The organism is Pseudomonas sp. REB1044 (genome assembly GCF_038813925.1).
Taxonomy (GTDB): domain Bacteria; phylum Pseudomonadota; class Gammaproteobacteria; order Pseudomonadales; family Pseudomonadaceae; genus Aquipseudomonas; species Aquipseudomonas boreofloridensis.
In genome coordinates, this window is record NZ_CP046139.1 from 3,491,222 (window position 1) to 3,517,095 (window position 25,874).

The 25,874-nt window shown below is 64.6% G+C and carries 16 protein-coding genes and 3 pseudogenes; 12 read left to right on the forward strand and 7 right to left on the reverse strand.

Translation table 11 applies throughout. From position 1 onward, the window contains the following. Entirely contained in the window at positions 1-1,395 is a 1,395-nt protein-coding gene (locus GKC70_RS16050; protein WP_342649263.1) for an efflux transporter outer membrane subunit, read from the forward strand. A 57-nt stretch (positions 1,396-1,452) separates the two neighbouring features. Here GKC70_RS16050 and GKC70_RS16055 read toward each other — a convergent pair. Beyond that, positions 1,453-3,074 (reverse strand): annotated as a pseudogene (locus tag GKC70_RS16055) (twin-arginine translocation signal domain-containing protein). Between the two features lie 219 nt (positions 3,075-3,293). On the opposite strand from GKC70_RS16055, the gene GKC70_RS16060 reads away from it, so the two are divergent. Continuing rightward, positions 3,294-6,920, forward strand: coding sequence for a leucine-rich repeat domain-containing protein (locus GKC70_RS16060; RefSeq protein WP_342649264.1), 3,627 nt, complete (start codon positions 3,294-3,296; stop codon positions 6,918-6,920). Between the two features lie 35 nt (positions 6,921-6,955). Beyond that, positions 6,956-8,005 carry an NEL-type E3 ubiquitin ligase domain-containing protein gene (locus GKC70_RS16065; RefSeq protein WP_342649265.1) on the forward strand — a complete coding sequence of 350 codons (1,050 nt, stop codon included), beginning with the start codon at positions 6,956-6,958 and terminating at the stop codon, positions 8,003-8,005. Positions 8,006-8,853: 848 nt separating this feature from the next. Here the strand turns inward: GKC70_RS16065 and GKC70_RS16070 are convergent. Next, positions 8,854-10,100 (reverse strand): annotated as a pseudogene (locus GKC70_RS16070) (IS256 family transposase). 403 nt (positions 10,101-10,503) lie between these two features. On the opposite strand from GKC70_RS16070, the gene GKC70_RS16075 reads away from it, so the two are divergent. The 3 genes from GKC70_RS16075 (at position 10,504) to GKC70_RS16085 (ending at position 13,294) form a co-directional block, all read left to right on the forward strand. Further along, complete coding sequence (locus GKC70_RS16075; RefSeq protein WP_029614702.1) at positions 10,504-11,814, forward strand: C4-dicarboxylate transporter DctA; 1,311 nt, start codon at positions 10,504-10,506, stop codon at positions 11,812-11,814. Positions 11,815-11,884: 70 nt separating this feature from the next. Beyond that, complete coding sequence (locus GKC70_RS16080) at positions 11,885-12,592, forward strand: FCD domain-containing protein (protein WP_342649266.1); 708 nt, start codon at positions 11,885-11,887, stop codon at positions 12,590-12,592. 15 nt (positions 12,593-12,607) lie between these two features. Then, the gene (locus GKC70_RS16085; protein ID WP_342649267.1) at positions 12,608-13,294 is read left to right on the forward strand and encodes a GntR family transcriptional regulator; all 687 of its coding nucleotides are present in this window, start codon (positions 12,608-12,610) and stop codon (positions 13,292-13,294) included. A gap of 7 nt (positions 13,295-13,301) precedes the next feature. Here GKC70_RS16085 and GKC70_RS16090 read toward each other — a convergent pair whose 3' ends face one another. Then, positions 13,302-13,730, reverse strand: a complete 429-nt coding sequence (locus GKC70_RS16090; RefSeq protein WP_342649268.1) for a PACE efflux transporter — start codon at positions 13,728-13,730, stop codon at positions 13,302-13,304. A gap of 101 nt (positions 13,731-13,831) precedes the next feature. Between GKC70_RS16090 and GKC70_RS16095 the strand changes: the two genes are divergently transcribed. The 3 genes from GKC70_RS16095 to GKC70_RS16105 all read left to right on the forward strand — a co-directional run bounded on the left by GKC70_RS16095 (position 13,832) and on the right by GKC70_RS16105 (position 17,674). Then, entirely contained in the window at positions 13,832-14,710 is an 879-nt protein-coding gene (locus tag GKC70_RS16095; protein WP_039576527.1) for a LysR family transcriptional regulator, read from the forward strand. A 137-nt stretch (positions 14,711-14,847) separates the two neighbouring features. Next, positions 14,848-16,734: a methyl-accepting chemotaxis protein gene (locus GKC70_RS16100; RefSeq protein WP_342649269.1), complete on the forward strand. Its 1,887-nt coding sequence runs from the start codon at positions 14,848-14,850 to the stop codon at positions 16,732-16,734. A 154-nt stretch (positions 16,735-16,888) separates the two neighbouring features. Then, positions 16,889-17,674, forward strand: coding sequence for a sulfite exporter TauE/SafE family protein (locus tag GKC70_RS16105; RefSeq protein ID WP_116887906.1), 786 nt, complete (start codon positions 16,889-16,891; stop codon positions 17,672-17,674). An 8-nt stretch (positions 17,675-17,682) separates the two neighbouring features. Here GKC70_RS16105 and GKC70_RS16110 read toward each other — a convergent pair whose 3' ends face one another. Continuing rightward, entirely contained in the window at positions 17,683-18,228 is a 546-nt protein-coding gene (locus GKC70_RS16110; RefSeq protein ID WP_342649270.1) for a histidine phosphatase family protein, read from the reverse strand. Positions 18,229-18,322: 94 nt separating this feature from the next. Here GKC70_RS16110 and GKC70_RS16115 point away from each other — a divergent pair, with 94 nt between their 5' ends. Further along, positions 18,323-18,943 carry a biliverdin-producing heme oxygenase gene (locus GKC70_RS16115; RefSeq protein ID WP_342649271.1) on the forward strand — a complete coding sequence of 207 codons (621 nt, stop codon included), beginning with the start codon at positions 18,323-18,325 and terminating at the stop codon, positions 18,941-18,943. Between the two features lie 70 nt (positions 18,944-19,013). After that, positions 19,014-20,093: a pyridoxal phosphate-dependent aminotransferase gene (locus GKC70_RS16120; RefSeq protein ID WP_342649272.1), complete on the forward strand. Its 1,080-nt coding sequence runs from the start codon at positions 19,014-19,016 to the stop codon at positions 20,091-20,093. 9 nt (positions 20,094-20,102) lie between these two features. Here GKC70_RS16120 and pdxB read toward each other — a convergent pair. From pdxB to rlmM, 3 genes and pseudogenes are all read right to left on the reverse strand, one after another. Then, positions 20,103-21,244, reverse strand: a pseudogene (gene pdxB, locus GKC70_RS16125) (4-phosphoerythronate dehydrogenase PdxB). Between the two features lie 60 nt (positions 21,245-21,304). After that, complete coding sequence (tusA, locus tag GKC70_RS16130; RefSeq protein WP_342649273.1) at positions 21,305-21,547, reverse strand: sulfurtransferase TusA; 243 nt, start codon at positions 21,545-21,547, stop codon at positions 21,305-21,307. A gap of 41 nt (positions 21,548-21,588) precedes the next feature. Beyond that, on the reverse strand, positions 21,589-22,653 hold the full coding sequence (rlmM, locus tag GKC70_RS16135; protein WP_029613892.1) for a 23S rRNA (cytidine(2498)-2'-O)-methyltransferase RlmM: 1,065 nt from the start codon (positions 22,651-22,653) through the stop codon (positions 21,589-21,591). Positions 22,654-22,867: 214 nt separating this feature from the next. On the opposite strand from rlmM, the gene acnA reads away from it, so the two are divergent. Then, a complete protein-coding gene (acnA, locus tag GKC70_RS16140; RefSeq protein WP_342649274.1) occupies positions 22,868-25,609 on the forward strand; it encodes an aconitate hydratase AcnA in 2,742 nt (913 codons plus the stop codon). Positions 25,610-25,874: the final 265 nt, after the last annotated feature.

The window sequence follows — 25,874 nt, forward strand, 5'->3', positions numbered from 1 at the left end:
ATGACATTGCCAAGCCGCATCAGCCTGCTGACCCTGAGCCTCTGCCTCGCCGCCTGCGCCACTGCGCCTGCGCCGCAGACGCCGATAGAACTGCCGAGCACCTGGCAAGGGGCTGCCAATCCGACAGCCGCGCTGCCGGATCAAGCGTGGTGGCAAGCGTTCTCCAGCCAGGAACTGGACCGTTTGATCCTACGTGCCCGCGAAAACAGCCATGACCTGGCCGCCGCCGCTGCGCGCGTGCGCCAGGCCCAGGCCAGCACCGTGATCGCGGGAGCGCCGTTGTTGCCGCAGGTGCAATTCGGGGTGGACGGTAGCCGTCAGCGCCTGCTGCGTGGCGAAGGCAGCGATCGGCTCGATGCCTCGAGCAGCGAGCGCACCAGCACCGCCTTCAGCACGCGCCTGACCACCCGTTATGAAATCGACTTCTGGGGCGGGCTGCGCGGCGCACGTGACAGCGCCTTGAACACACTCCAGGCCAGCCGCTTCGACCGTCAGACCGTAGAGCTGACCTTGACCAGTGCTGTCGCCGACAGCTACCTGCAAGGCCTGGCCCTTGAGGAGCAATTGCGCATCGCCCGCCTCAACCTGGCCAATGCCCGCGACGTATTGAACCTGGTCGAAGCACGCGAGCGTACCGGCGCGTCCACGCGCCTGGAACTGGCTCAGCAGCGCAGCCTGGTAGCGTCCCAGGAGCGGCAGGTGCCGCTGCTCGAGCAGCGCTGGAAGGACAACCGAGTGGCCCTGGCCACGTTGCTCGGCGAGCCGGTACAGCGCTTGCGCACCGGCAGCGAATCGCTCGCCCAACTGAGCTGGCCGGCGATCGGCAGTGGCGTGCCCAGCGAGCTGCTCAGCCGTCGTCCCGACATCGCCGCTGCCGAAGCTCGCCTGGCAGCGGCCCGTGCTGACGTGCAAGTGGCCAGGGCGGCGCTGTTGCCGCGCGTGGTGCTCGGTGCCGAACTGGGCAGCGGCGCGCGAACCTTCGCCGACGTCCTTGACAGTCCGTTCTACACCCTGACCACCGCGCTCACCGCGCCGATCTTCGACCATGGGCGGCGCAGTGCCGAGCGCGACCGGGCCACGGCACGCCAGCAGGAGCTGCTGGAAACCTATCGCCAACAGATCATCGCGGGCTTCGGCGACGTGGAGAAAGCACTGAACGCCATCGACGGCGTCGAGCGCCAACGCCAGTGGCAGGACCAAGAGGTGGAGCAGGCGCGCATCGCCTTCAGCCTGGCCGAGCAGCGCTACGCCGCCGGCGCCGAGACGCTGCTGACGGTACTGGAAACCCAGCGCACCCTGTACCAGGCCGAGGATCAGCAGGCCCAACTGCGCCTGGCTCGCCTGCAGGGCAGCGTGGCACTGTACAAGGCCTTGGGCGGCGGCTGGAGGCTTTGAGGCAATGGACGCCGCCTGCAGGAGTGCGGGCGGCAAACACAGGGCGACACCCGCCGCTCAGGACAGGATGTTCCTCATCGACAGGTGCCGCGCATACCAAGGCCGACGCGGCACCCGGCGCAGCCACTGATCGAGCGAGTCCGGCTCACCGAAGGTGATGCGCAGTGCCAGCTTCATCACCTCAGGGTCCATTTCGACGCTCTTGCCGGGACGAATGCCTGGCAGGGTGCTGCAGCCATGGGTATCCGGGCCGAGCCAGGGATCGGCCACCTCGACCCAGGGCCCCGGCGCGAACCATTGCACGCCATTGACCTCCAGGCGGCGGACCTGGCCGGGATGGTGTCGCTCGTGGGCGCGATACCAGTCCTCGATGCGGTCGTCGATCCACCCATGAAAACCCCAGAACACCGGGTGCACATGGGATGAAAACGGGTCGCCGAGAAAATCGTTCTCGCGCGCGAACCAGCGTCCGGCGAAGTCGTCCTGCTCACGCGCGAACGGCACCGGCACACCATTGGACGGATCGCGCGGCACCGACGCCCAGCACATGTGCAGCCAATCGTGCAGGTTCATCTCCAACTCGGAACCGAAGGCGCCCAGGCTCAACTTGGACAGGTACAGCGGGTCCTGGTACTGCGACTCCCACACCTGGAAGTTGCTGGTGAAGGTCTCGCCGGCCTTGATCGCCGACACCCACTGCCCATAGTCGTCGTCGCCTGGCGCTCGCCAGGGCGGCGGCACGCGGCAACCGTCGTGGTTGTCGAAGTAACGGGCAAAGCCTTGGCGATCGAACTCGACGCTGGGCTGCGGCAGCGGAAACTGCTGCCAGGACGGCAGATCCTGCAACGCTCGGGCGGTGCCGAGCATGTGCCGGTGCATGAAGAGAAAGTCTACGCCCGAGCCATTACGGTGTTTGCGCGGCCCTCGGGCATCACGTTCGCGATCGCGCGGCCCCGGTTGCCAACCCAGGCCCCTGAGCGCGTTGCGTTTTTCGTCGGACATCTTGTGCCATTGGTCGCGACTGGCGTGCCAAAGCTGATGGAACAAGCGGTGCTCGGGACTGATCACCCAGGCTTGCATGGCCGCGTTGTAGGGCAGGCGTTCGCGGGCTTCGGGAAACAGGCGCTTGACGGCCACGAATCGGCTGTCCGGCACCAGCAAGGTCAACGGGCGGTCCAGGCGCTGCAAGCGCCCGCTGAGCGTGCCACTGCCGGCGTTGGCGAATGCGCCCCAGACCTCGTCGAGGCTGGCCACGCACTCATAGCTCGGTCCGCCGCGCTGTCCGATGAGACGCCAGCGCACCTGGGCCGACGATGCGCCGACCAGGTCGCCCAACACCCGGTAGGCGGCAGGGCCTACGCCACGCAGGCGCTCGCCGGTGTCGACGAAGCCGCGCAGGCCGCGCCCCTTGGTAGCGATGTCGAAAAACACCTCGACGCCCGCGCCCGGTAAACCCTCCAGGCCACCGTCGCGGCCCTCGAAACGAATGTCCCAGATCCCGCGCAGTTGGTCGGCCAGCCATTGCCCGGCCAGGTCGGCGAGCTCGACGCTGGCCTCGCCCGGGGTGACGACATCGTCCTGCGGATCGTGGGTCAGCACCTTGTGTGCATGATAGGCCGCGCCCCCCGCGGCCCCGCCACTGCCAGGCCTGCGATGAATCCTCGTCGGGAAATGGTCATTGCGTCTCTGTCCGTTGCAGCCATGCTGCGGCCTCTATCCAAGCTAGAACGTACCCTGCGCCAGAAAATTTACCGGGGTCGGCAGGTGGTAATCGGCTACGGCCCGGCCGCTGACGCCGCCGCCTAGCATCGCAGCCTCATCCCCACAGGAGCAGTGCCGATGCCAGCCCCTCACCCTCCCCGACCCTTGATTTCATCCATGCCCGCCTGCCTGCATGGATGCACAGCGCCACACCGGGGCAACGCGACCTGCTGCAACGGCGCGTGCAAGACAGCGTCAACGCTGCCCGGAGGGTGCGCGAGGTGCTCGCCCAGGTGCAGGATGTCGACAGCTTCTGCCGCCCGTTGCTGATCGAGGCGCTCGCCAGTTGGTATCCAGACACACCGCTGCCTGCGCCTGAGCAAGGCATCGTGCGACGCCGCGACCCTGTGCGTGAAAGCACCTGGCTGGAAGCGGCCCTGCAGAATTTCGATGCGAACGAGCCGATCTCGCTGCATGTCTCGGCCCAAGACCTGCGTCCGCTGTCACTGGACAGCGCGCGGTTCGTCAAAGGCGTGCGCAACCTGGACCTGGGATGGCGCTACCAGAATCATCTGCGCGAGCATCTGGATAACGACGACTACCGTGGACGGCTGCTGCAGCAAGACCGAAGTGCATTCGCCGCCGAGCTACTGCTCGCCGTACTGGAGCGGCGCATCGACAGCCGCGGCCAGATGCTGGGCGACGCCGTGCTGTCTGGACAATTCGACTTGCCGATGGCCGATGGCCAAAGCAGACGGCTGCAGTGTGCGTATTTGAGCGTGTTCGGCATCCCGCTGCACGGCCCGCTGCTGATTCGCCTGGAACCCCGCGACGCGACCGAACCCTGCTTGCTCTATCTGCCGGGGGCGCCAGGCGAATCCCTGCACCAGTACCCGTCGATGCAGGCGCTGGGCAGCGCGCTGACCCGCAAGCTCTGGAAAGCGGACGTTCGTCGCTACTTCGCCGGTTTCGTCAGCCATAAGCAGTTCACCCTGTTCGCCACGCGCCTGCGCCAGGCGCTGTATCCGCTCTACCCCTACAGCACGGTGCAGCACGACCCGGTCCTGGAGAAGGGCCAGGCGATCAGTTGGCTGGAGCGTGCGTTTCCCTCGCCGCACAGTATCTGGCAGCCGACACTGGACAAGAATGCGCGATTGCCCTGGACCTGCGGGCTGTGGCCCGGCGACCCGTTCGCTGCGCGTGCGCGGCAGAACGTCGTCCGCGCGTTGACGGATGCAGCCACCCTGGCCGTCCCCGTTGCCGAGCGTAACGCCGCCGCTCAGCGCGAGCGCCTGGAGGGGTGGTTGCAGTTGGGTATCAATGTCGCCAGCCTGGCCGGGTTGTTCGTTCCGGCCCTGGGCACGGTGATGATGGTCGTCGGAGCTGCACAGGTGGTGGACGAGTTCCTCGATGGCGTTCACGCGCTCAATGAAGGCGACAGCGATGCCGCCATCGCGCACCTGTTCGGCGTATTCGACAGTCTGATCACCTTCGCCGCTCTGGGCGCTGCGGCCCGCTACGTCGAGGTCGAAGGTCCGTTGCAGGATTGGCACTTGCTGGAACACCAGGGTAGGCAACGCCTGTGGAACGGCGACACGACATTGTTCGCGGCTAATCGCCCTTGGCCGTCAGGGACCAACGTCTCTGCCGATGGTTTGCTGCACTGGCAAGGCCGACAATGGCTGGAGATCGACGCCAAGGCTTATGCGCTGGGCCGTGACACCGATGCGCGCTGGCGTTTGAACAATCCTGCCGGGGCCCACACCGTCGCACCCGCGTTGAGAGGACATAGTGCGAGCGTGCCGGTCTTCGAACACGAAAATCCCTTGGCCTGGGATCGACAGACCTTGCTCAGGCGTCTGACACCGATCAGCACGGGGCTCGACGACGCCAACCTGGAACGGGCGCTGCGTTGCAGCGGTTACAGCGAAGCCGAAGTAAGACAACGGGTGGTCGATCATCAGCCGCTGCCCGCCCTGCTTCTGGACAGCCTGCAAATCCACGGCGCCAGCGGCTTGAGTGACGCTGTACCGCTCGGGTCTGAGGCCGAGGTGCTGGCCCGGCATTTTCCGTCGCTCAGCGAGCGAGTCCGCAGCGAGTTGCTGGCCAGCGCCCAGCACGACGACCTGCGCCAACTACAACGCAGCCAGCGGCTGCCGCTGGCGATTGGCGAATCGGCTCGGCTGTACCTGCGCAATGCCCGCCTCAACCGCGCCTTGAGCGCCTTTCAACTCGATACGGGCGCGTACGCTGACCGCGACCTGATCGTCCTGCACCAGTTGCAACGCTTACCAGGCTGGAGCGGGAACACCCGGGTAGAACTGCGCGAGCAGCGCCTCGCCGGTCGCCTGCTGGCGGCCGCCGGCCCGCAGGAAGGGGCCTGCAAAGTGATCGTGCGCGATGGCAGTCGCTACCGCCCCTTCGATGAAACCGGCCTCACCCTCGGCAACGACACCGACCTATTCCAGGCCTTGCTGCAGGCGCTGCCGGACGCCGAGCGCGTCACTCTGTCCATCGACATCCACCAGCCACAGCGCCTGAGCGATGTCCTGTTCGACTTGGCCGCCAACGACCGCGAGGGCTGCGCCCAAGCGCTGGGCATGCAGCCCATCCGTCCTTTGCTGCGCCTGCCGATGCGTCAACCCGGCGATCCACGCCTGGGCTACCGCCTCAGCGGTCGCGGCCGAGGTTGGGTCGACCCCGATGCGCTGTTCGACGAGCTGTATCCCAGTACGCCTGGAGACGACCGCCAGGGCCTTCGTAACCACCTGCGCCAGCAGGCGGGCGCCGCGCCCCATGCCTTCTCGCGCCTGCTGCTGGAACTGCGCGAGGATTACCGGCGTCTGAACAGCGCATTGGAATTGTGGGTGGAGGAACCGCACACCCCGCCACTGGAAAACCCCGAGGCTCGGCGCACGGCGCGCATCGCTTTCGCCCAGAGCATACGCCAGGCCTGGCGGCGCGAAGCGCCCATGCATGGATTGGGCGGTTTCGACCGGTTGGTGCTGCATCTGAACGCCAGCCGCGTGGGCAGACTGCCGAACTTGCCAGGCCCTCTGACCCAGGTTCGATCATTAAGCCTGGTCAATCTGGACGGTGGCCAAACCTCGAACCTGGGTGGTTTTCTCGAGGCGTTCCGCGCCGTACGCCACCTGGACCTCTCATCCTGCCTGCTGGGGCGTCTGCCTGCGCAGCTCGGCAGGCTGAGGGCGTTGGAGAGTCTGGTGCTGGCGGAGAATCTCATCGATCTACAGATCGCGGAGAACGTCGAGGTCATTGCCCGGCTGACCCGGCTGCGCCAACTCAATCTGACGGACGCAATCTCCCACCTGCCGGTCACGGCCCTGCAACGCTGGGCGCAACTGCCGCGTCTGGAAGCGCTGCAAATCGAATCCAACAACCTCAATCTCGACGTGGCCCAACTGCAGGCACTGGAACAGTGGCCGGCACTACGGGCGCTCAGCCTGCGAGACAACAGCATCCACCTGACCGTGCAGAGCCGCGATGCGCTGGCGCGACTCAACCGCCTCGAACAGCTCTATCTGAGCGACAACCCTCTGGAACTGTCGCCCGTTTTCACCGGCTGGACGCGCCTGGAATTGCTGGACCTGCAGGACACTTCAATCTTCGAATGGCCGGTGGGCCTCACGGCACTGCTCGACCAACGTCCCTTGCGCCTTCGCCAAATCGACCTAAGTGACAATCTGCTGACCCAAATCCCCCCCTGGCGGACACCCAGTTCGCCCAGGCGGTCGCCGCAGAGGAAGGCACGCTCTACAACTTCGACAGCAATCCGCTGGATGAGCAAAGCCTGCAACACCTGAGCGATGCCGGTCTGTCCGCCTCGCCGGACTACCCGATGCAAAATGGCTGGTATTTCGACTGGCCGATGGATCTGCTCGACCACATCTCCGACACCGCTGAACACCCCCAGTGGCAGCCGCTCTACGCGCTGTTCGCACGGATGCCCGACACCGCCGAGTACCAGCAGCATCCGGCGCAGGTGATCCCGCGCATGCAGCAGGTGGTGCGCTTGCTCAGCGAGCCTGTCCAGCCGGGCGCCGAGGGTGGCTGGGGGCGGGCCGAGCTCTTGCAGCAGATCAGCACACGCCTGGAAGATGCGGCACAGACCTGTGTCGATCAGGCCAGCCTGTTGTTTCAGCAGACAGAAACCGATGTATTGATGTGGCATATGTTCTCGCACGCCGGCCCGTCGGCAGACGATGCCCAGGCCCTGCTCGGCAGTGCGCTTGGCGTGTTGCGCCAGCACCTGCTGGATGAGCGTATCGCCCGCCTCTACGACGCTCGAGTCGCCCGTAGACGGGCCCTGGCCGAGGCTCGTGACACGGGGCGGGCCACTCAACCTCCGCCTCTGCATCCCGATGACGACCTGGACGACGCCAGTTTGGGGGCAGCCAATTTCCTGATCGATGAGATCGAAATCCAACTCGATGCCAGACGCCGCCTGCAGGCACGCCTGGGACTGCCGCCGCAGCCGCAGGCGATCGCATTCGGGTATCTGGCGCAGCTGAGCGAGGCGACCGTCGAGCGGCTGGGGGCTGCGGTACTGGCGGAGGTCGATGCCCAGCGCTTCAGCGATTGGGCGGTGCAGCAGCCGCTGTGGCGCGACTGGATCCAGCGTCTGCATCAGCCTGTCTTTCAGGCCCAGGAGCAGGCCTGGGAGGGCGCTGTTGACTATCACTCCAGCCTTAGCGAGGCCACTGAGCAGGTGGGGGCCTATGAAGGCGCGGTGGTCGCCGAGCCCTACCTGGTCGCGCTCGAACAGCACCTGGGGATATTCCGGGATTGCGGTGGCGGGTGGATGGGGTGGTGCAGAGGGTTGATCTGGTGTCTGGGCGGTATGCCAATGAGGGGGAGGTGTATCGGCGGGCCAGTGAATTGTTGGTGAGTAGCCGGGCGATTGCGTTGGATGGGCTGGTTCGGGAGATTACATGGGCTATGGTTGATAGGGGGTGATTTGGTTTGTTTGCTTTGGCGAGGGGGTGGTTTCTGGGGCGAATATTCGGATTTTGGGGTGAATATCCGGACTCTGGAGTGAATATCCGGATTCTGGAGTGAATATCCGGATTCTGGAGTGAATATCCGGATTCTGGGGTGAGGCTGAGTCACCTTTTCGCCTTTACGGCGACCCCCTTTTTCTCTTGGGAAAAAGGGGGCAAAAACCGCTTGCTCCCGCATACGGCCCCTGCGCTATGCGCAGGGGTTCCCTCGCGCCGGCGTCGCTCCGGGAGGATCGCGCTTAGGGGCCGTCCTGGCCCCAAGCGCTTGACGGGCATCCATGCCCGTCACCTCCCTGCGCAACGCCTATGCTCGGCCTCCTGAGGTCGCGGTTGGCGGTGTTCGAGCTACCGCGCACTAAGAGCAAGATCAACGGCAACGGCAACGGCAACGGCAACGACAACGGCGATGGCGATGGCGATGGCGATTCGATCGCGCAGCGCTCCAGAACATTTGCCCCCACCGCCGTGCTTCTAAGCGCGCTTCAGTTCAGACGCCGCCCATCGCGACCTCAGGAGGCCGAGCAGAGGTGGCATGGAGGGGGTTGACGGGCACGGATGCCCGTCAAGCGCTTGGGGCCAGGACGGCCCCTAAGCGCGGTACCCCGGAGCGACACCGGCGCGAGGGAACCCCGCAGCGCAGCGAAGGGGCCGGATGCGGGAGCAAGCGGTTTTTGCGAGAGTGTCAGATTTTTTGTGTGCGGGCCGATAACGGCCTGCCGTCAGGCTGGCCATGCTTTTACCAGGTCGGCCTGATAAATCGATCTCCGTACAGCATCGCGAATTGATTCATCGCATTTTTCCAGTCATGGGCCGCTGAGCCCCAGTTTGCCGTGATGTTCCGCAGCCCCAGCCAGATCAGCTTGGTGGCGGCCTCATCCGTTGGGAAGTGACCACGCGTTTTGATGATCTTGCGTAGCTGGGCGTTGATGCTTTCGATCGCGTTGGTCGTATAGATCACTTTTCGAATGCCCGACGGGAAGACAAAGAATGGAATCACTCGATCCCAGGCTCTTCTCCATGCCGCAACTACCGTTGGGTACTGTTTGCCCCAAGGGCCGTTTTCAAAGGCATCCAGTGCCTGCTCAGCCGCCTCGGCGTTGATGGCCTGATAGATCGGCTTGAGCGCTTTGGCCAGATCACGACGCTTATCCCACGCTGCATAATCGAGACTGTTGCGGATCAAGTGGACAATACATGTTTGCAGCGTGGTGGCCGGAAACACGGCGCTTAGCGCATCTGGCATCCCTTTGAGGCCGTCGGTTACGGCGATCAGCACATCCTCAACGCCGCGCGTCTTAAGGTCATTGAAGACCTTCATCCAGAACTTCGCACCTTCGGTATTTTCGATCCAGATCCCGAGAATATCGCGCGTCCCATCGGGTAGAACGCCCAGCGCCAAGTAAATCGCTTTGTTGCGCACAAGCCCTTCTTCGCGAATCTTGACTCGCAGCGCATCAAAGAAAATGACCGGGTACATCGGCTCCAGCGGCCGCTGTTGCCACGCGCCGATTTCCTCCATCACCTCGGCCGTGACCGAACTGATGAAGTCGTGCGAAACATCCGTTCCGTACTGTTCAGAGATGAATGCGCGAATTTCCCGAACGGTCATGCCTCGGGCATACATGGCGATGATCTTGTCATCGAAGCCGGTGTAACGGCGTTCATGCTTGGGAATCAGGATGGGCGCAAAACTACCGTCTCGATCACGGGGATATCCAGCCGCAGCGGCCCCTCTCCAGTCAGAACCGTCTTGCCAGTCCTGCCATTGCGCTGATTGGTTTCATCCTCTGGACGCTGCGCGCCCGGCAGATACCCCAGATGGTGACTGAGCTCGGCGTTCAAGGCCCGTTCGATCAGCGCCTTCTTGAATGCCGCAGAGGCATCTTCGATAGCCTCCGCAGTCATCAGGCCCTCACCGAACTGCTCAAGCAGCTCCTTGGGGATTTTTGGTAGGTCACGCAGGGGTTTCTTCTTGGTTGGCATACATGCACCTCTTGCTCATGTTATGCCCGAACACAAAATTTCTGACATACCCGTTTTTGCCCCCCTTTTTTTCCAAGAAAAAAAGGGGGTCGCCGTAAGGGCGAAAAGGTGAATCAGCCTCACCCAAGCCAACGGATATTCACCCCAAAAGAACTAGCCCCCCAAACAAGCCCCATCAAAAAATTCATCAGCCAACACCCCCGCACTAGAGCCCTCCCCATGAAACATCCCGCAACTGGTCAGACCGGTCAAACCAAAACCTCTTGCCACCCCCACCCACCAGCGCTACATTCGACCCCGCACTGGACAAACCGGTAAGACCACAATAATTAAGTCCCGCGCTCTTTCGCCCGCACTCCCCTGGGGGCATCGAAGCAGGGACACCGAATCAGAGATCCCTCCCATGCTCAAATGGTGCTCGCGTTCGATCTTCCTCCAAGTTGTCCTGGGCCTGGCCCTCGGCATTGTCTGCGGTCTGAGCTTCCCTGACCTCTCCCTGCAACTCAAACCCCTCGGTGACGGCTTCATCAAGCTGATCAAGATGCTCATCGGCATCATCGTGTTCTGCGTGGTGGTGACGGGCATCTCAGGCGCAGGCGACCTGAAGAAGGTCGGCCGCATCGGCCTGAAGTCGGTGATCTATTTCGAGATCCTCACCACCATCGCCTTGGTCATCGGGCTGGTGCTGGCCTTCTCCACCGGCATCGGCCAAGGCGCCAACATCCACCTCGACCAGCTCTCCAGCGCCGATGCCGGAGCCCTCGCTGACCGCGGCGCACACCTACATGGGGCCACAGCGTTCTTCATGGACCTGATCCCCACCTCAGTGATCGGCGCCTTCGCCGACAACAACATCCTCCAAGTCCTGCTGTTCGCCGTGCTGTTCGGCAGCGCCCTGAACCTGGTCGGTGAATCCGCCTCGGGCATTTCCCGACTGATCAACGAACTCAGCCACGTGATCTTCCGCATCATGGGCATGATCGTGCGCCTGGCGCCGATCGGCGTGTTCGGCGCCATCGCCTTCACCACCAGCAAATACGGCCTGGAATCGCTGCAGCATTTGGGCGGGCTGGTCGCGCTGTTCTACATCACCTGCGCAGGCTTCGTCCTGCTGGTGCTGGGCACCGTGATGCGCGTGTCGGGCCTGAAGATGATTCCCTTCCTCAAGTACCTGCGCGAAGAGCTGACCATCGTGCTGGGAACCGCGTCCTCCGATGCCGTGCTGCCCCAGGTCATGCGCAAACTCGAGCACCTGGGTATCGGCAGTTCCACCGTCGGACTGGTGATCCCCACCGGCTACTCGTTCAACCTCGACGGCTTCTCGATCTACCTGACCCTGGCCATCGTCTTCATTGCCAACGCCACCGGTACGCCGCTGGCCATGACCGACCTGCTGACCATCCTGCTGGTGTCACTGGTGACCTCCAAAGGCGCCCACGGCATTCCCGGCTCCGCGCTGGTGATCCTGGCGGCGACCCTCACCGCCGTACCGGCGATCCCAGTGGTGGGCCTGGTGCTGGTACTGGCGGTGGACTGGTTCATGGGCATCGGCCGCGCGCTGACCAACCTGGTCGGCAACTGCGTCGCCACCGTGGCCATCGCCCGCTGGGAGAAGGACATCGACATGGAGCGGGCCAACAACGTGCTGTCCGGCAAGCCGGGTTTCGCGCCGCTGCCCCGTAAACCAGGCCAGGCCCATCAGCAGGAGTTCTGAGCAGGCCGGGGCCGACGCCCGACGTCGGCCCGCAGGCAGCAAGACTCAAGCCTCAATCGGGGAAAGCACCGTGATCAGTTCATCGACCGTCGTCACCGCCGTGGTGGAAAAACTGCGCAGCGCCCTGGCCCGTGGCCAATGGCGCAGCGGTCAAATGCTGCCCGGTCAGCGCGAGCTGGCCGAGCAATTGGGTATCAGCCGCCCGAGCCTGCGTGAAGCTCTGACTGTGCTGGAAACCCTCGGGCTGGTGCGGGCCATGCCGGGCAAGGGCGTGCTGGTGCTAGACGCCGACCTTGCTCTGGTCTCGGTCAGCGACAGCGTCGCCGCCGCCAGCCTGGCCGACGTGCTGGAGCTGCGCTATACCCTCGAGCCCTTCATCGCCGGGCTGGTTGCGCAAGCGGCCGGCAGCCAGGACATCGGCCAGTTGCGTTTGACCCTGATGGACCTGCGCGAGGCGGTGGACGCCAGCGATAGCGAGGCCGGCGTAGTGGCCTACATCGCGTTGCACGAAGCGCTGTTCGCGCTGACCACCAACCCAATCTTCCAGAGCGTGGTGCAGCAGACCAGCAATGCCCTCAAGCAGAGCGCGGCGATGCTGCGCGACTCGCCCGAACACTTCGCCGCGCGGCTGGAAGAAAACGAAGCGGTGGTGCGTGCGATCCGTGCGCGCAACAGCGCCGAGGCCAGCGCCCAGATGCGCCGGCACATCCTCGCCGAAGGCCTGCGCATGGGCATCGAGCTGAACATTCCGGACGAGCATCCGGCCCCGGACCATTGACCCAGGAGAGCGACCATGACTGCCTTGGCCCATCCATCGCGCTTGCCCCAGTTGATCAAGACCGGCGAAGGCCGACTGGGTGCCGAACAGATCTATCCGCGACTGTTCGACGCCATCCTCGAACAGCGCCTGCCGCCGGGCAGCGCTTTGCCCGAACAGGCCCTGGGCAATGCGTTCGGCGTCAGTCGCACCGTCATCCGCCGCGTCCTCGGTCGCCTGGCCGACCAGCAGGTGGTGGTCCAACGGCCCAGTCACACCGCGCACCTGGCCGCGCCCGATCCGCAGCAGGCGCGCCAGGTGCTCAGCGCCCGGCGCCTGGCCGAAACCACCTTGATCGGCCTGGCCACCCAGCGTGCGCGTCCTAACCAGATCCGTCAGTTGCGTCAGTTGGTGGAGCGTGAACGGCTGCACCACGAACGCGGCGAGCGCTGCACGGCCATCCGTCTGGGCGGCGAATTCCACCTAAAGCTCGCGCAAATGGCCAACAACGCCCCGCTGGCGCGGTTTCTCAATGGCCTGATACCGATGACCTCGCTGATCATCGCTCGCTATGAAGCGCCCTGCTGTGAGCACTGCGCCTGGGAAGAGCACGAGGCCATTATCGACGCAGTGGAAGGTGGCGATGCCACGTCGGCGCTCCTGCTGATGCATCAGCACCTGGATCGGCTGGAAGCCAAGCTCGACCTTGATGACGCTGACTGAGCGCGGCTCACACCGTCGCCAACGCCGAGGTCGGCAACCCGAAGATCCGATCGAACGCCCAGTTGTAAACAAAGGTGTAGCACGGTACCAACACGATGAACGCCAGGTCCACCACGAACGCCTCCCACAGGCTCATGTCCAGCCACCAGGCGATCAGCGGGATGAGGTACACCACCAGGGTCAACTGAAAGCCCACCGCGTGCCCTACCCGCCTGGCCAAGCCGCGCCCGCGCTTGGCCTGGCGACTTTCCCAGCGCTCGAACAGGGTGTTGTAGATCAGGTTCCAGACCATGGCGATGGTGGTGATCATCACCGCCAGCGGGCCGGTGTGCGTGGCTTGGGTGTCTGACAGGTACGCCAGTCCCAGGGTCGACATGCACAACCCAATCAGTTCATAGAAGGTCACGTAGACCAGTTTGCGTTTGGCGCCTTGCACAGTCGTTGTCGCTCCACGGGCGTTGATGAGGGCGCCAAGACTGAATCAATTCTGTTGACAGAAAAAGTCAGCTCCTTTCAGATCTACTGACAGGAGGCGCCATGAACTTTTCCAGTGACAACATCCAGCTGTTTCTCGCCGTGCTCGATGGCGGTTCGTTCTCCGCGGCGGCACGACTGCTCGGCCGCGTACCCTCGGCGGTGAGCATGGCCGTGGGCAATCTTGAAGCCGAACTGGGCTACCCGCTGTTCGAGCGGGGCTCGCGCGAGGTGCGCGCCACCGATCGCGCTCGCGCCCTGGAACCCCATGCCCGGCTGATCGCCGAACAACTGGGCTTGCTGCAGGTGCATGCACTGGAGCTGTCGCGCGGCCTGGAGAGCAGTCTGTCCATCGCCGTAGTGACCGATATCGATCCAGCTGCGTTGCTGGCAGCCATCGCCCGACTGGGCGAGCGCTACCCATTGCTCGACATCGAATTGCTCAGCGCGCCCCAGGACGATGCCCTGCAGTTGCTCGACAGCGGCCGCGTCGGGCTGTGCCTGGCCTTCGCCGAACTGCAGGTGGATCCGCAGCGCAGCTTCCAGCACCTGGGCAGCGAGGCGCTGGTGGCGGTGCTGTCGCCGCATCACCCGGCCTTTCGCGAAGGACGCATTCGCGACCTCGAAGACCTGGTGAACATCCGCCAGATTCTAGTACACAGCCGCCACCTGCCGCTGGGCGATACCCGCTCGCTGATCGGAACCGCCCATTGGCGTACCGACAGCGTCGACCTGGCCGTGCAGATGGTCGAAGCGGGTCTGGGTTGGGGCGATCTACCCTGCGCGCGTATCGCCCCGCGGGTGCAGGCGGGACGCTTGGTGCGACTGGCGTTTCGCAACACGCGCAATGAACTGCAGTTGCCGGTGCATGCGCTGTGGCGCAAAAGCCAACCGCTGGGTCAGGCGGCGCGAGCGCTGGTGGGCATGCTGACCAGCCGCTGAGCCTTCACCATCCGTCGGATGCCCCAGCAACGCCCTCAACCTTTCGTCAAGCACGCCGATATCGACTCCGACAGGCACCGCCAGCCCGCGACGAGCGGGCGGCCGCCATCTCCGATTTCGGCTCAAGGTCTCGAAACATGAACCTGAAGTTTCGCCACAAGATCCTCCTCAGTGCCTGCGGTGTCGTGGTACTGGCATTCGCACTGTTCACCCTCTACAACGACTACCTGCAGCGCAAGACCATCGCCCAGAACATCGAGTCGTCTGTGCAGCAGGCGGGCGCCCTGACCGCCAGCAGCGTGCAGAACTGGATGAGCGGACGCATCCTGGTACTGGAGAATCTGGCCCAGGACATCGCCCAGCAAGGCACCGGCAGTCAAGTGGCCGGGCTGGTGGATCAGCCCTCCTACACCAGCAACTTCCAGTTCACCTACTTTGGCCAGAACAATGGCGCCTTCACCCAGCGCCCTGACGCGCAGATGCCCGACGGCTATGATCCGCGCAAGCGTCCGTGGTACAGCGCCGCCGTCAGCGCCAACCAGACCCTGCTGACCCCGCCTTACCAAGCCTCGGTGGGCGGTCTGGTGGTGACCATCGCCATCCCGGTCAAGGCGCGCGGCAACGGCGAACTGCTCGGTGTGGTCGGTGGCGACCTGAGTCTGGACAGCCTGGTCGACATCATCAACGCCGTGGATTTCGGCGGCATCGGCCATGCGTTCCTGGTCGACCGTGAAGGCCAGGTGATCGTCAGCCCCGACAAGAACCAGCTGATGAAGAATCTCAAGGACCTCTACCCCAACAGCGGCCTGCGCGTCGAACCCGGCATGCAGGACGTGACCCTCGCGGGCTCCGAGCGCATCGTCTCCTTCACGCCGGTCAACGGTCTGCCTTCGGCGCAGTGGTACATCGGCCTGTCGATTGATAAAGACAAAGCCTACGCCGCTCTGGGCCAGTTCCGCAGCTCGGCCATCATCGCCATGCTCATCGCTGTGGTCGCCATCGCCGCTGTGCTGGGTCTGCTGATTCCCGTGCTGATGCGTCCGCTGACCACCATGGGCCGCGCCATGCACGATATCGCTGAAGGTGAAGGCGACCTCACCCGCCGCCTGCAGGTGCAGAACAAGGATGAGTTCGGCGAGCTGGCAGCCGCTTTCAACCGCTTCGTCGAGCGTATCCATGCCTCGATCAGCGAAGTGGCCTCGGCCACGCGGCTGGTGCACGATCTGTCCGAGCAGGTCATGAGCGCATCCAATGCCTCGATCAATGGCTCGGAGGAGCAGAGCCTGCGAACCAACAGCGTGGCGGCGGCGATCAACCAGTTGGGCGCCGCTACCCAGGAAATCGCCCGCAATGCCGCCGATGCTTCGCAGCATGCCAGCGGCGCCAGCGACCAGGCCAACGATGGACGCCAGGTGGTCGATGATGCGATCAGCGCCATGACTGCGCTGTCGCAGAAGATCAGCGAGTCGTGCCAGCAGATCGAAACGCTCAACGCCAGCACCGACGAAATCGGCAAGATCCTCGATGTGATCAAAGGCATTTCCCAGCAGACCAACTTGCTGGCGCTCAACGCCGCCATCGAGGCCGCTCGTGCCGGCGAGGCTGGGCGCGGCTTCGCCGTGGTGGCTGACGAGGTGCGCAACCTGGCGCACCGCACCCAGGAGTCGGCCGAAGAGATTCACCGCATGATCACCGGCCTGCAGGTCGGCTCGCGCGAAGCCGTGCACACCATGAACGCCAGCCAGGTGTCCAGCGAACAGACCGTGCAGGTGGCCAACCGCGCGGGCGAACGACTGGCCAGCGTGACGTCGCGCATCGGCGAGATCGATGGCATGAACCAGTCGGTGGCCACGGCCACCGAGGAACAGAGCGCGGTGGTCGAGAGCTTGAACCTGGACATCACCCAGATCAACGCACTCAACCAGCAAGGCGTACAGAACCTCAACGAGACCTTGCGCCACTGCGACGCCCTGACTCAACAGGCGGGTCGTCTGAAGCAACTGGTGGGCAGCTTCAGGATCTGAAGTTGCCCAGCACGCAGTCACCCCCGCCGACTGGCCAGCGGGGATGACTGCGGCGCGTTATAACCTCATAACGAAGAATTCTATTTGGCTATAACGAACAATCTATATGCTGCGCAGCATCCGACCACGGGCTAGCAGGCAGATTGAGTAGCGTATGGATGTAGGTTCTTTCGGTTTCACCATTGCCGGGCTGGTAGTGGGTTTCATCGTCGGCATGACCGGCGTCGGCGGCGGTTCGCTGATGACACCCATTCTGCTTTGGTTCGGTATCAACCCTGCCACTGCTGTGGGCACCGACCTGCTCTATGCCGCCATCACCAAGGCCAGTGGTGTCTGGGTGCACGCGCGCAACAAGAACATCGACTGGAAGATCACGGGCTGGCTGAGCCTGGGCAGCGTACCGGCAGCGGCCCTGACCCTGTGGTTCCTCAGCACGCTGCACACCGACACCTCGGCGCTCAACGCCATCATCAAGCAGGGCCTGGCCGTGGTGTTGATCCTCACCGCACTGGCCATCCTGTTCAAATCCCGTCTGCAGGCCTTCGCCAGCCGCCATGCGGGCGACCATTATCACCTCAGTGCCCGCAGCCTGAACGTGCTCACGGTGACCACCGGCATTGTGCTGGGGGTCATGGTTACCCTGACCTCCATCGGCGCCGGGGCATTGGGGACGGTGGCGCTATTCCTGCTCTATCCGTTCCTGGTCACCCGACGCCTGGTCGGCACCGAGATCGCCCACGCCGTGCCGCTGACACTGGTGGCTGGCTTGGGCCATGCCGGCATGGGCAATATGGACTGGTCGCTGCTCGGCTACCTGCTGCTGGGCTCGCTGCCCGGCATCTACCTGGGCAGCCACCTCACCGGGCGCATTTCCGACCGCGTGCTGCGCCCGTGCCTGGCGGGGATGCTGCTGCTGATCGGCTACAAACTGGCGTTCTGACGTTTCACTTAGCCCGGCAGTAGTCGTAGGCGCCAGCGCTCGGTACGGCTCAACTCAATCCGCGCGCACGGCAGCACGTCGATCGCCTGGCACGTGCCCAGCGACGCGTCCAGGACTTCAGCCAGTGCAGCGCGTATCACCAGCGGGTGAGTGACCGCCAGCCAGTCCCCTGGCGCAGCGAAGGATTCCAGCCAAACGGCGACCCGCCTATGCAGCGCCGCGAACGACTCGCCGCCATGGGGCGTCGCCTGTACATCCACCCCCCACCACGCCAGCGCGTGCGTTTCCTCTCGCTGAACCTGCTTGAGGCTCAGGCCTTGCCAACGGCCCATGTGGCAATCGGCCAAGGCGGGTTCGAGCTGCACTTCGGCGCCCAACCAGGCCGCCGTCTGCCGCGCGCGCCGCTCGGGCGCGCTTATCAGATGCGTACCGGGAGGTGCGCTGGCAAGAAGAGGCGTTTGCGCCAAGACAGGCTCTTCAGGATGCGAAAAGCAGCCAGTCTGCTGGGAACGGGTCTGGGCATGGCAGATCAGGGTCAGGCGGACGGGTTTCACCGTTGGAATCTCTGGCCGGGGGAATTAGGGCATCAATGAACGCTGCGATAGGATGGCCAGTCTAACCCAGGCAATCTCCATCCGAGTCGATTCAATGCCAGACACCCCGCGCCCGCCCTCTAGCCCGTTGCTGCTCGCCCTGCGTCAGGGCACCCATGCGTGTCACAAAACGCTGGAAACACGCCTGCCATTTTTCAGCGACGCCTTCGATCTGCACGCCTATCGCCGCTTGGTTGCCGCCTACCATGGCTTTCATGCGCCGCTAGAGGCGCGGCTGTCGGATTACCAGGACGACGAGCGACACAAGGCGCCCACGCTGCGCCGCGATCTGCAGGCGCTCGGCCTGACTGTGGCACAGATCGACGCCCTGCCGCTGTGCCGCGACCTGCCGATCATCACTGACCACGCCCATGCGCTGGGGGTGATGTACGTACTGGAAGGCTCGACCTTGGGCGGTCAGGTGCTCAAGCGTGCCATGGCTCAACGCCTGGGTATCGATGCCGACAGCGGCGGCGGTTTTCTCGATGTGTATGGCAGCGCCACCGCCAGCCGTTGGCGTAGCTTCCTGCAACGGCTGGAGCAGGCGCCAACGTCGCCTGCCGCCGTTGCCGATAGCGTGGCCTGCGCCGTAGCGACGTTCGAATGCTTCGCGCACTGGCTCGATGCCTGCCAGGTGCTGCTACCGTGCGATGAGCGCGCGCCCATCAGCGTCTAATTGCCACCATTCATTTGCCGACGCGCGCTTCGTCTTCCCAGGTAGCCCATCAGCACAAGGAAGTCGAAGCATGTTCGAGCTGTCACGTCGTTCCCTGGTCGGCCTCGGCCTGGCTCTACCCGCCCTGGGTGCCCTGCGCATGACGCAGGCGGCACCGGTCTATTCCGGGCAGGTGCCACTCAATTACAACGAAAGCCCCTGGGGTCCGAGCGCAGCGGCGCGCCAGGCGATGGCCGAGGGCATCGGCGCTTGTGGGCGCTATCCCTACAAGGCCCAGTATCGATTGGTCGACCTGTTCGCCTCGCAGCACGGCCTGCAAGCCGATCAGGTCCAGGTGTTCTGCGGCTCCAAGCTGGCCCTGCAACATGCGGTGATGGCCTTCACCCAGCGCGGCAGCCTGGTGCTGGCCGACCCTTCGTACGAGGCCCCCGTGGAAGCTGCCCGAGCACGCGGCACGGCGGTGCACGCCGTGGCATTGGACGCGGACCACGCGCATGACGTCGATGCCATGCTCGCCGCGGACCCGGCGCCGGGCATGATCTACCTGTGTAACCCCAACAACCCCACGGGCACGCTCACACCGCGCCGCGCCATTGAGCGGCTGCTCGCCCGCTCTGGGGCGAACACCACTGTGGTGGTCGACGAAGCCTATATCCACTTCAGCGACGCACCGAGTTGCATCGATCTGGTGCACGACTACCCGCAGTTGCTGGTCTTGCAGACCTTTTCCAAGCTCTACGGCATGGCCGGGGCGCGCCTGGGCCTGGCGATCGGCCAAGCGCCACTGCTGCAACGCCTGGAGGTGTACGACGGCGAGAATGTGGCCGCTGCACCGACCTTGCTGGGCGGACTCGCCAGTTTGAACGATGCGCAGTTGGTGCCCAACCGCAAGGCCGCCAACGCGCGCCTGCGCGACACCACGCTGGCCTGGCTCACCGAGCGCGGCTGGCGCTGCACCGCGAGCCAGACCAATTGCTTCATGATCGACCTGCGCACAGCCGCGCAGCCGGTGATAGAGCGCCTGGCCGAGCACGGGGTGCTGGTCGGGCGCGTGTGGCAAAGCTGGCCGAACTGGATGCGGGTCAGCGTGGGCAGCGAAAGCGACATGCAGCGTTTTCGCCAGGCCTTTGCCCAGGTGATGCAGGGTTGAACGCTGCCGTCAGACCAGTGCCGCCCCCAGCGCATTGACCAGTTGCACCAGCCGCGGCGCCCCTTCCGGCACCCGCACCCGCAGCCCTTCGATCTCGCGACGCGCCGGGTAATGCTTGCGCAGCAGGTCGAAGGCCGCGCGTTGGGCCTCTGCGTCATCGCTCAAGCTGCGTCGGAAGTCCGCATCGTCGCGGCGCGGGTCGTAGACCGCCCGGCACAGGGTCGCCAAGGCCCAGGTCGGATCGGCACTGGCATCGAGCGCCACGCTCGCCAGCGGCTGCGGCGGCAGCAGGTCGGCCAGACGCACCGTTTCAGGCAGGCCCTGAGCCCGGCAGAAGGCTTGATAGACCTGCGCGGTGCCGCGCTGTTTGCCGTCCAGGCTATAGCCGGCGATGTGCGGGGTGGCCAGGGTGCACAGGTCGGCCAGCGCCAGGTCGACCTGTGGCTCGCCCTCCCAGACGTCGAGCACCGCGTGCACGTCGTCACGCTCGAGCAGCAGCGCACGCAGGGCGGCGTTGTCCACCACCGGGCCACGGCTGGCGTTGATCAACCAGGCGCCAGGGCGCAGGCGGGCGAGCGCGGAGGCGTCGAGCAGATGCCAAGTGGGGTGCTCGCCGTCGCGTTGCAGCGGCGTATGCAGGCTGATGGCATCGCAGCGCTCCAGCACCGTCTCCAGGCTGACGAACTCGCCCTCCTCGCACGCCGCGCGCAGCGGATCGCACACCAGCACCTGCCAGCCCAGCCCCGCAGTACCCGCACCAGGCGGCCACCGACTTCGCCGGCGCCGACCACCCCGTAGACCCGTTCGCCGAGCGCCACGCCATCGAGTTCGGCCAGCGTCAACAGGCTGCCCAGCACATAGTCCACCACGCCCCGGGCATTGCAGCCTGGGGCGCTGCTCCACTGGATACCGGCCTGGGCGAAGTGCTCCAGGTCCAGGTGATCGGTGCCGATGGTGCAGGTGCCGACGAAGCGCACCCGACTGCCCTCGAGCAGTTGTCGATCGACACGGGTCACCGAGCGCACCAGCAACACATCGGCGTCCCTGACGCAGGCCGCGTCGATGGCCCGCCCTGGGTAGCGGCGGATTTCACCGAACCCGGCGAAGAAGGCATCGAGCAGCGGGATATTTTCGTCGGCAACGATCAGCATGGGCGCTCTCCTGTGGGGGAGCGCAGTGTAGGCGCTGCACGCCGGGCGATCCAGCCTGGGTCAGTCGACTTTCTTGCGGATCCAGTACAGGTAGGTGCCGTCCTCTTCGTGCTGCTGCACCAGTTCGTGGCCGAGGAAGGTACAGAACTTGGGGATGTCACGCCGGGTCGAGGGATCGGTGGCGATGACCTTCAGCAAGCCGCCGGCGTTCAGGTTGCGCACGTGCTGGTGCAACATCATCACCGGTTCCGGGCAGTTGAGGCCGGTGGCATCGAGGGTCGCGTCTGGGGTCAGGTCGGTCATGCTGGGCTCCGCAAATGGGGTGGATATCGCGCCGGACGGGCTCAGCGCGGCTTCAGGTCGAGCCTGCGCAGGTGGCAAGTCACTTCCTCGCGGTCGTGGTAGAGCTGCTTGCAGGCGATCGACACCTTGATCTTGCGCGCCTTGAACGCCGCCTCCATACGTTCGAGCAGCTTGTGCACCTCGGCGTACCGCTGCTTCATCGGCAGCTTGAGGTTGACCACCGCTTCGCGGCACAGGCCCTCGCCCAGCCAGGTTTCGATCAGCGAGGCGGTACGCGCCGGCTTCTCGACGATGTCGCAGACCATCCAGTCCACGGTCTGCCGGGGCTTCCAGGTGAAGCCGTCGGCCATCAGGTGCTGCACCAGACCCGTGTCCATCAGGCTCTCGGCCATGGGGCCGTTGTCGATGGCGGTGACCAGCATGCCGCGCTTGACCAGTTGGTAGGTCCAGCCGCCTGGCGAAGCGCCGAGATCGACCCCGGTCATGTCGTCGTTCAGGCGCTGCTCCCACTGCTCGCGCGGGATGAACTGATGCCAGGCTTCTTCGAGCTTGAGCGTCGAGCGGCTCGGCGCCTCGCGCGGGAACTTCAGGCGCGGGATGCCCATGGGCCAAAGCGCCGAGTTGTCGGCTTCAGCCACGCCGACGAATACCCGCCGACCGCTGATGAACGTCAGCAGCAGACGCGGCGCGGTGGGATCGTCAATCAAACGGCCCGCCTTCTCCAGCGCTTTGCGCAGTGGCCCTTCGAACTTGCGGCAGAAGGTCGACAATTCTTTGCCATCGTTGCTGTCGAGCACCTCCAGCCACAGGCTGCCGCACACCGGCAGTTGTGCCAGGTGCGCCAGCAATACGCTGATGCGGTCGGTTTCCGGCAGATCGAGGTAGTCGCCACGCGCCCACTGACGCGGAAAAATCAGGCGATCGAAGCGGCGCTCACGCATCAGCCGTTCGGCGCCGCCCTCATCCAGGCAGACGAACTCGGCGCTGGCGCTGTGCGGCTTGCCCTTGGCGTAGCCGGCGACGCCCAGGTGTGCGGCATGCTCGCTGATTTCGGCGCAGACTTCGCCCTCGAAGCCGGGGCGGCAATGCATGAACAGGGTAGTCATCTCTCACTCCACATCACTGGCGCAGACAGCGCCAGGGCGGCGAATGATAAAGGAAGTTCGGAACCTGCGACACGCCCCGCAGGTCCAGAACAGGGTCAGTACCGCCAAAGCGGTCTACCCTGATCGATCAGCCAGGCCCGTGCCGTGCGGGCCGACACAGAGCGGTGACACCGGCATCGACGAGTGCCGGGCACCGGCGCAGAAGGAGTTGGCAATGCCCTCGCTCGATAGCCTGAACACCCTCAAGACCCTCCAGGTGGGCCAACGCGCCTACCACTACTTCAGCCTCCCAGAAGCCGCCCGCCAATTGGGCGACCTCGATCGCCTGCCCATGTCGCTCAAGGTGCTGCTGGAGAACCTGCTGCGCTGGGAGGACGGCAAGACCGTCAGCGGCGAGGACCTGCACGCCCTGGCCGACTGGCTCAAGGATCGCCGTTCCAACCGAGAGATCCAGTACCGCCCGGCGCGGGTGCTGATGCAGGACTTCACCGGCGTGCCCGCCGTGGTCGACCTGGCGGCCATGCGCGCCGCCATGGCCAAGGCCGGCGGCGACCCGCAGCGGATCAACCCGCTGTCGCCGGTGGATCTGGTGATCGACCATTCGGTGATGGTCGATCACTATGCCAGCCAGGCCGCCTTTGCCGAGAACGTCGACATCGAGATGCAGCGCAATGGCGAGCGCTACGCGTTCCTGCGCTGGGGCCAGAGCGCCTTCGACAATTTCCGCGTGGTGCCGCCGGGCACCGGCATCTGCCACCAGGTGAATCTGGAGTACCTGGGTCGCACCGTCTGGACCCGGGAAGAAGACGGCCGCACCTACGCCTTCCCCGACACTTTGGTCGGCACCGACTCGCACACCACCATGATCAACGGCCTGGGCGTACTCGGCTGGGGCGTCGGCGGCATCGAAGCCGAGGCCGCCATGCTCGGTCAACCGGTGTCGATGCTGATTCCAGAGGTGATCGGTTTCAAGCTGACCGGCAAGCTGCGCGAAGGCATCACCGCCACCGACCTGGTGCTGACCGTCACGCAGATGCTGCGCAAGAAAGGCGTGGTGGGCAAGTTCGTCGAGTTCTACGGCGACGGCCTGGCCGAGCTGCCTTTGGCCGACCGCGCCACTTTGGCCAACATGGCCCCCGAATACGGGGCCACCTGTGGTTTCTTCCCGGTCGATGAGGTGACCCTCGACTACCTGCGCTTGTCAGGCCGTCCGGATGAGACGGTCGAACTCGTCGAGGCCTACTGCAAGGCCCAGGGCCTGTGGCGAAATCCGGGTCAAGAGCCGTTGTTCAGCGACAGCCTGGCGCTGGACATGCATGAGGTTCAAGCCAGCCTGGCCGGCCCCAAGCGGCCTCAGGACCGGGTGGCGCTGTCCGATGTCAGCCAGGCGTTCGACGGCTTCGTCGAATTGCAGCCCAAGCCGCCGGCCAAGGAGGTCGGTCGACTGGAAAGCGAGGGTGGCGGCGGCGTGGCGGTCGGCAATGCCGACCAGGCTGGCGAGATCGCCTACACGCACGACGGCCAAACCCACACGCTGCGTGACGGCGCGGTGGTGATCGCCGCCATCACCTCTTGCACCAACACCTCCAACCCCAGCGTGATGATGGCTGCCGGACTGGTGGCCAAGAAAGCCGTTGAGAAAGGCCTGGTCCGCAAACCTTGGGTCAAGAGCTCACTGGCTCCAGGGTCGAAGGTGGTGACCGACTACTTCCAGGCCGCAGGCCTGACGCAGTACTTGGACGAACTAGGATTCGACCTGGTGGGCTATGGCTGCACCACCTGCATCGGCAACTCCGGGCCACTGGACGAGGCCATCGAAAAAGCCATCACCCGCGCCGACCTCACCGTCGCCTCAGTGCTTTCGGGCAACCGCAACTTCGAGGGCCGCGTGCATCCACTGGTCAAGACCAACTGGCTGGCCTCGCCCCCATTGGTGGTGGCCTATGCCCTGGCCGGCAGCGTGCGCATCGACCTGACCCGCGATGCACTGGGCACGGGCAAGGATGGCCAACCGGTATACCTGCAGGACATCTGGCCGAGCCAACGGGAAATTGCCGACGCAGTGGCCAAGGTGGATACCGCGATGTTCCACAAGGAATACGCCGAGGTCTTCGCCGGCGATGCCCAGTGGCAGGCCATCGAAGTGCCACAAGCTGCGACCTACGTGTGGCAGGACGATTCCACCTACATTCAGCATCCACCCTTCTTCGAGGACATCGCCGGACCTCTGCCGGAAATCACCGACATCCGCGGCGCTAGAATCCTGGCACTGCTCGGCGATTCGGTGACCACCGACCACATCTCACCCGCTGGCAATATCAAGACCGATAGCCCCGCCGGTCGCTACCTGCGCAGCAAAGGTGTCGAACCGCGCGACTTCAACTCCTACGGTTCTCGCCGGGGTAACCACGAAGTGATGATGCGCGGTACGTTCGCCAACATCCGAATCCGCAACGAGATGCTCGGCGGCGAAGAAGGCGGCAATACCCTGTTCGTGCCCAGCGGCGAGAAACTGTCGATCTACGATGCGGCCATGCGCTATCAGCAGGAAGGTACACCTCTGGTGGTGATCGCCGGCCAGGAGTACGGCACGGGGTCCAGCCGTGACTGGGCGGCCAAGGGCACCAATCTGCTGGGGGTCAAGGCCGTGCTGGCCGAGAGCTTCGAGCGCATCCACCGCTCCAACCTGGTAGGCATGGGCGTACTGCCGTTGCAGTTCAAGGCCGGCGAGGATCGCAAGCGCCTGGGCCTGACCGGCAAGGAGCGGATTGATGTGCTGGGCCTGGAGGGTACGCAGATTCGCCCCGGCATGAGCCTGCCCCTGCGCATCACCGCTGAGGACGGTCAGCAGCGGGACATCGAAGTGCTATGCCGCATCGACACCCTCAACGAAGTGGAGTACTTCAAGTCCGGCGGCATCCTGCACTACGTGCTGCGTCAATTGATCGCAGGTTGAGCCAGATCGGGTGAATACACTGTGCAGAGGCAGTCGGTTACAAACCGTTGCCTCTGCACAGGCCATCCTGCAATTCAGCCGATGACATCTGTGACCAATCCGTCACAAAACCGCCTAAAAAATGCAATAATGCCGCTAATTCCCGCGAAAAATCGACTTTCGTAACCGATAGCGAACGCTCACTCCTTGCTCTGGATCAAGCTGGACAAATATTGGCTCAATAAATTACCTGACGTGCCGATACTTGGGGAAAGCCACGCGGATC

Excerpts from the sequence above, each read along its gene's own strand:
- GKC70_RS16120 (WP_342649272.1), top strand. The coding sequence starts at position 19,014 with ATGTTCGAGCTGTCACGTCGTTCCCTGGTCGGCCTCGGCCTGGCTCTA.
- GKC70_RS16095 (WP_039576527.1), top strand. The coding sequence starts at position 13,832 with ATGAACTTTTCCAGTGACAACATCCAGCTGTTTCTCGCCGTGCTCGAT.
- GKC70_RS16060 (WP_342649264.1), top strand. The coding sequence starts at position 3,294 with ATGCACAGCGCCACACCGGGGCAACGCGACCTGCTGCAACGGCGCGTG.
- GKC70_RS16065 (WP_342649265.1), top strand. The coding sequence starts at position 6,956 with ATGCAAAATGGCTGGTATTTCGACTGGCCGATGGATCTGCTCGACCAC.
- rlmM (WP_029613892.1), bottom strand. The coding sequence starts at position 22,653 with ATGACTACCCTGTTCATGCATTGCCGCCCCGGCTTCGAGGGCGAAGTC.
- GKC70_RS16050 (WP_342649263.1), top strand. The coding sequence starts at position 1 with ATGACATTGCCAAGCCGCATCAGCCTGCTGACCCTGAGCCTCTGCCTC.
- GKC70_RS16085 (WP_342649267.1), top strand. The coding sequence starts at position 12,608 with ATGACTGCCTTGGCCCATCCATCGCGCTTGCCCCAGTTGATCAAGACC.
- tusA (WP_342649273.1), bottom strand. The coding sequence starts at position 21,547 with ATGACCGACCTGACCCCAGACGCGACCCTCGATGCCACCGGCCTCAAC.
- acnA (WP_342649274.1), top strand. The coding sequence starts at position 22,868 with ATGCCCTCGCTCGATAGCCTGAACACCCTCAAGACCCTCCAGGTGGGC.
- GKC70_RS16075 (WP_029614702.1), top strand. The coding sequence starts at position 10,504 with ATGCTCAAATGGTGCTCGCGTTCGATCTTCCTCCAAGTTGTCCTGGGC.
- GKC70_RS16100 (WP_342649269.1), top strand. The coding sequence starts at position 14,848 with ATGAACCTGAAGTTTCGCCACAAGATCCTCCTCAGTGCCTGCGGTGTC.
- GKC70_RS16115 (WP_342649271.1), top strand. The coding sequence starts at position 18,323 with ATGCCAGACACCCCGCGCCCGCCCTCTAGCCCGTTGCTGCTCGCCCTG.
- GKC70_RS16105 (WP_116887906.1), top strand. The coding sequence starts at position 16,889 with ATGGATGTAGGTTCTTTCGGTTTCACCATTGCCGGGCTGGTAGTGGGT.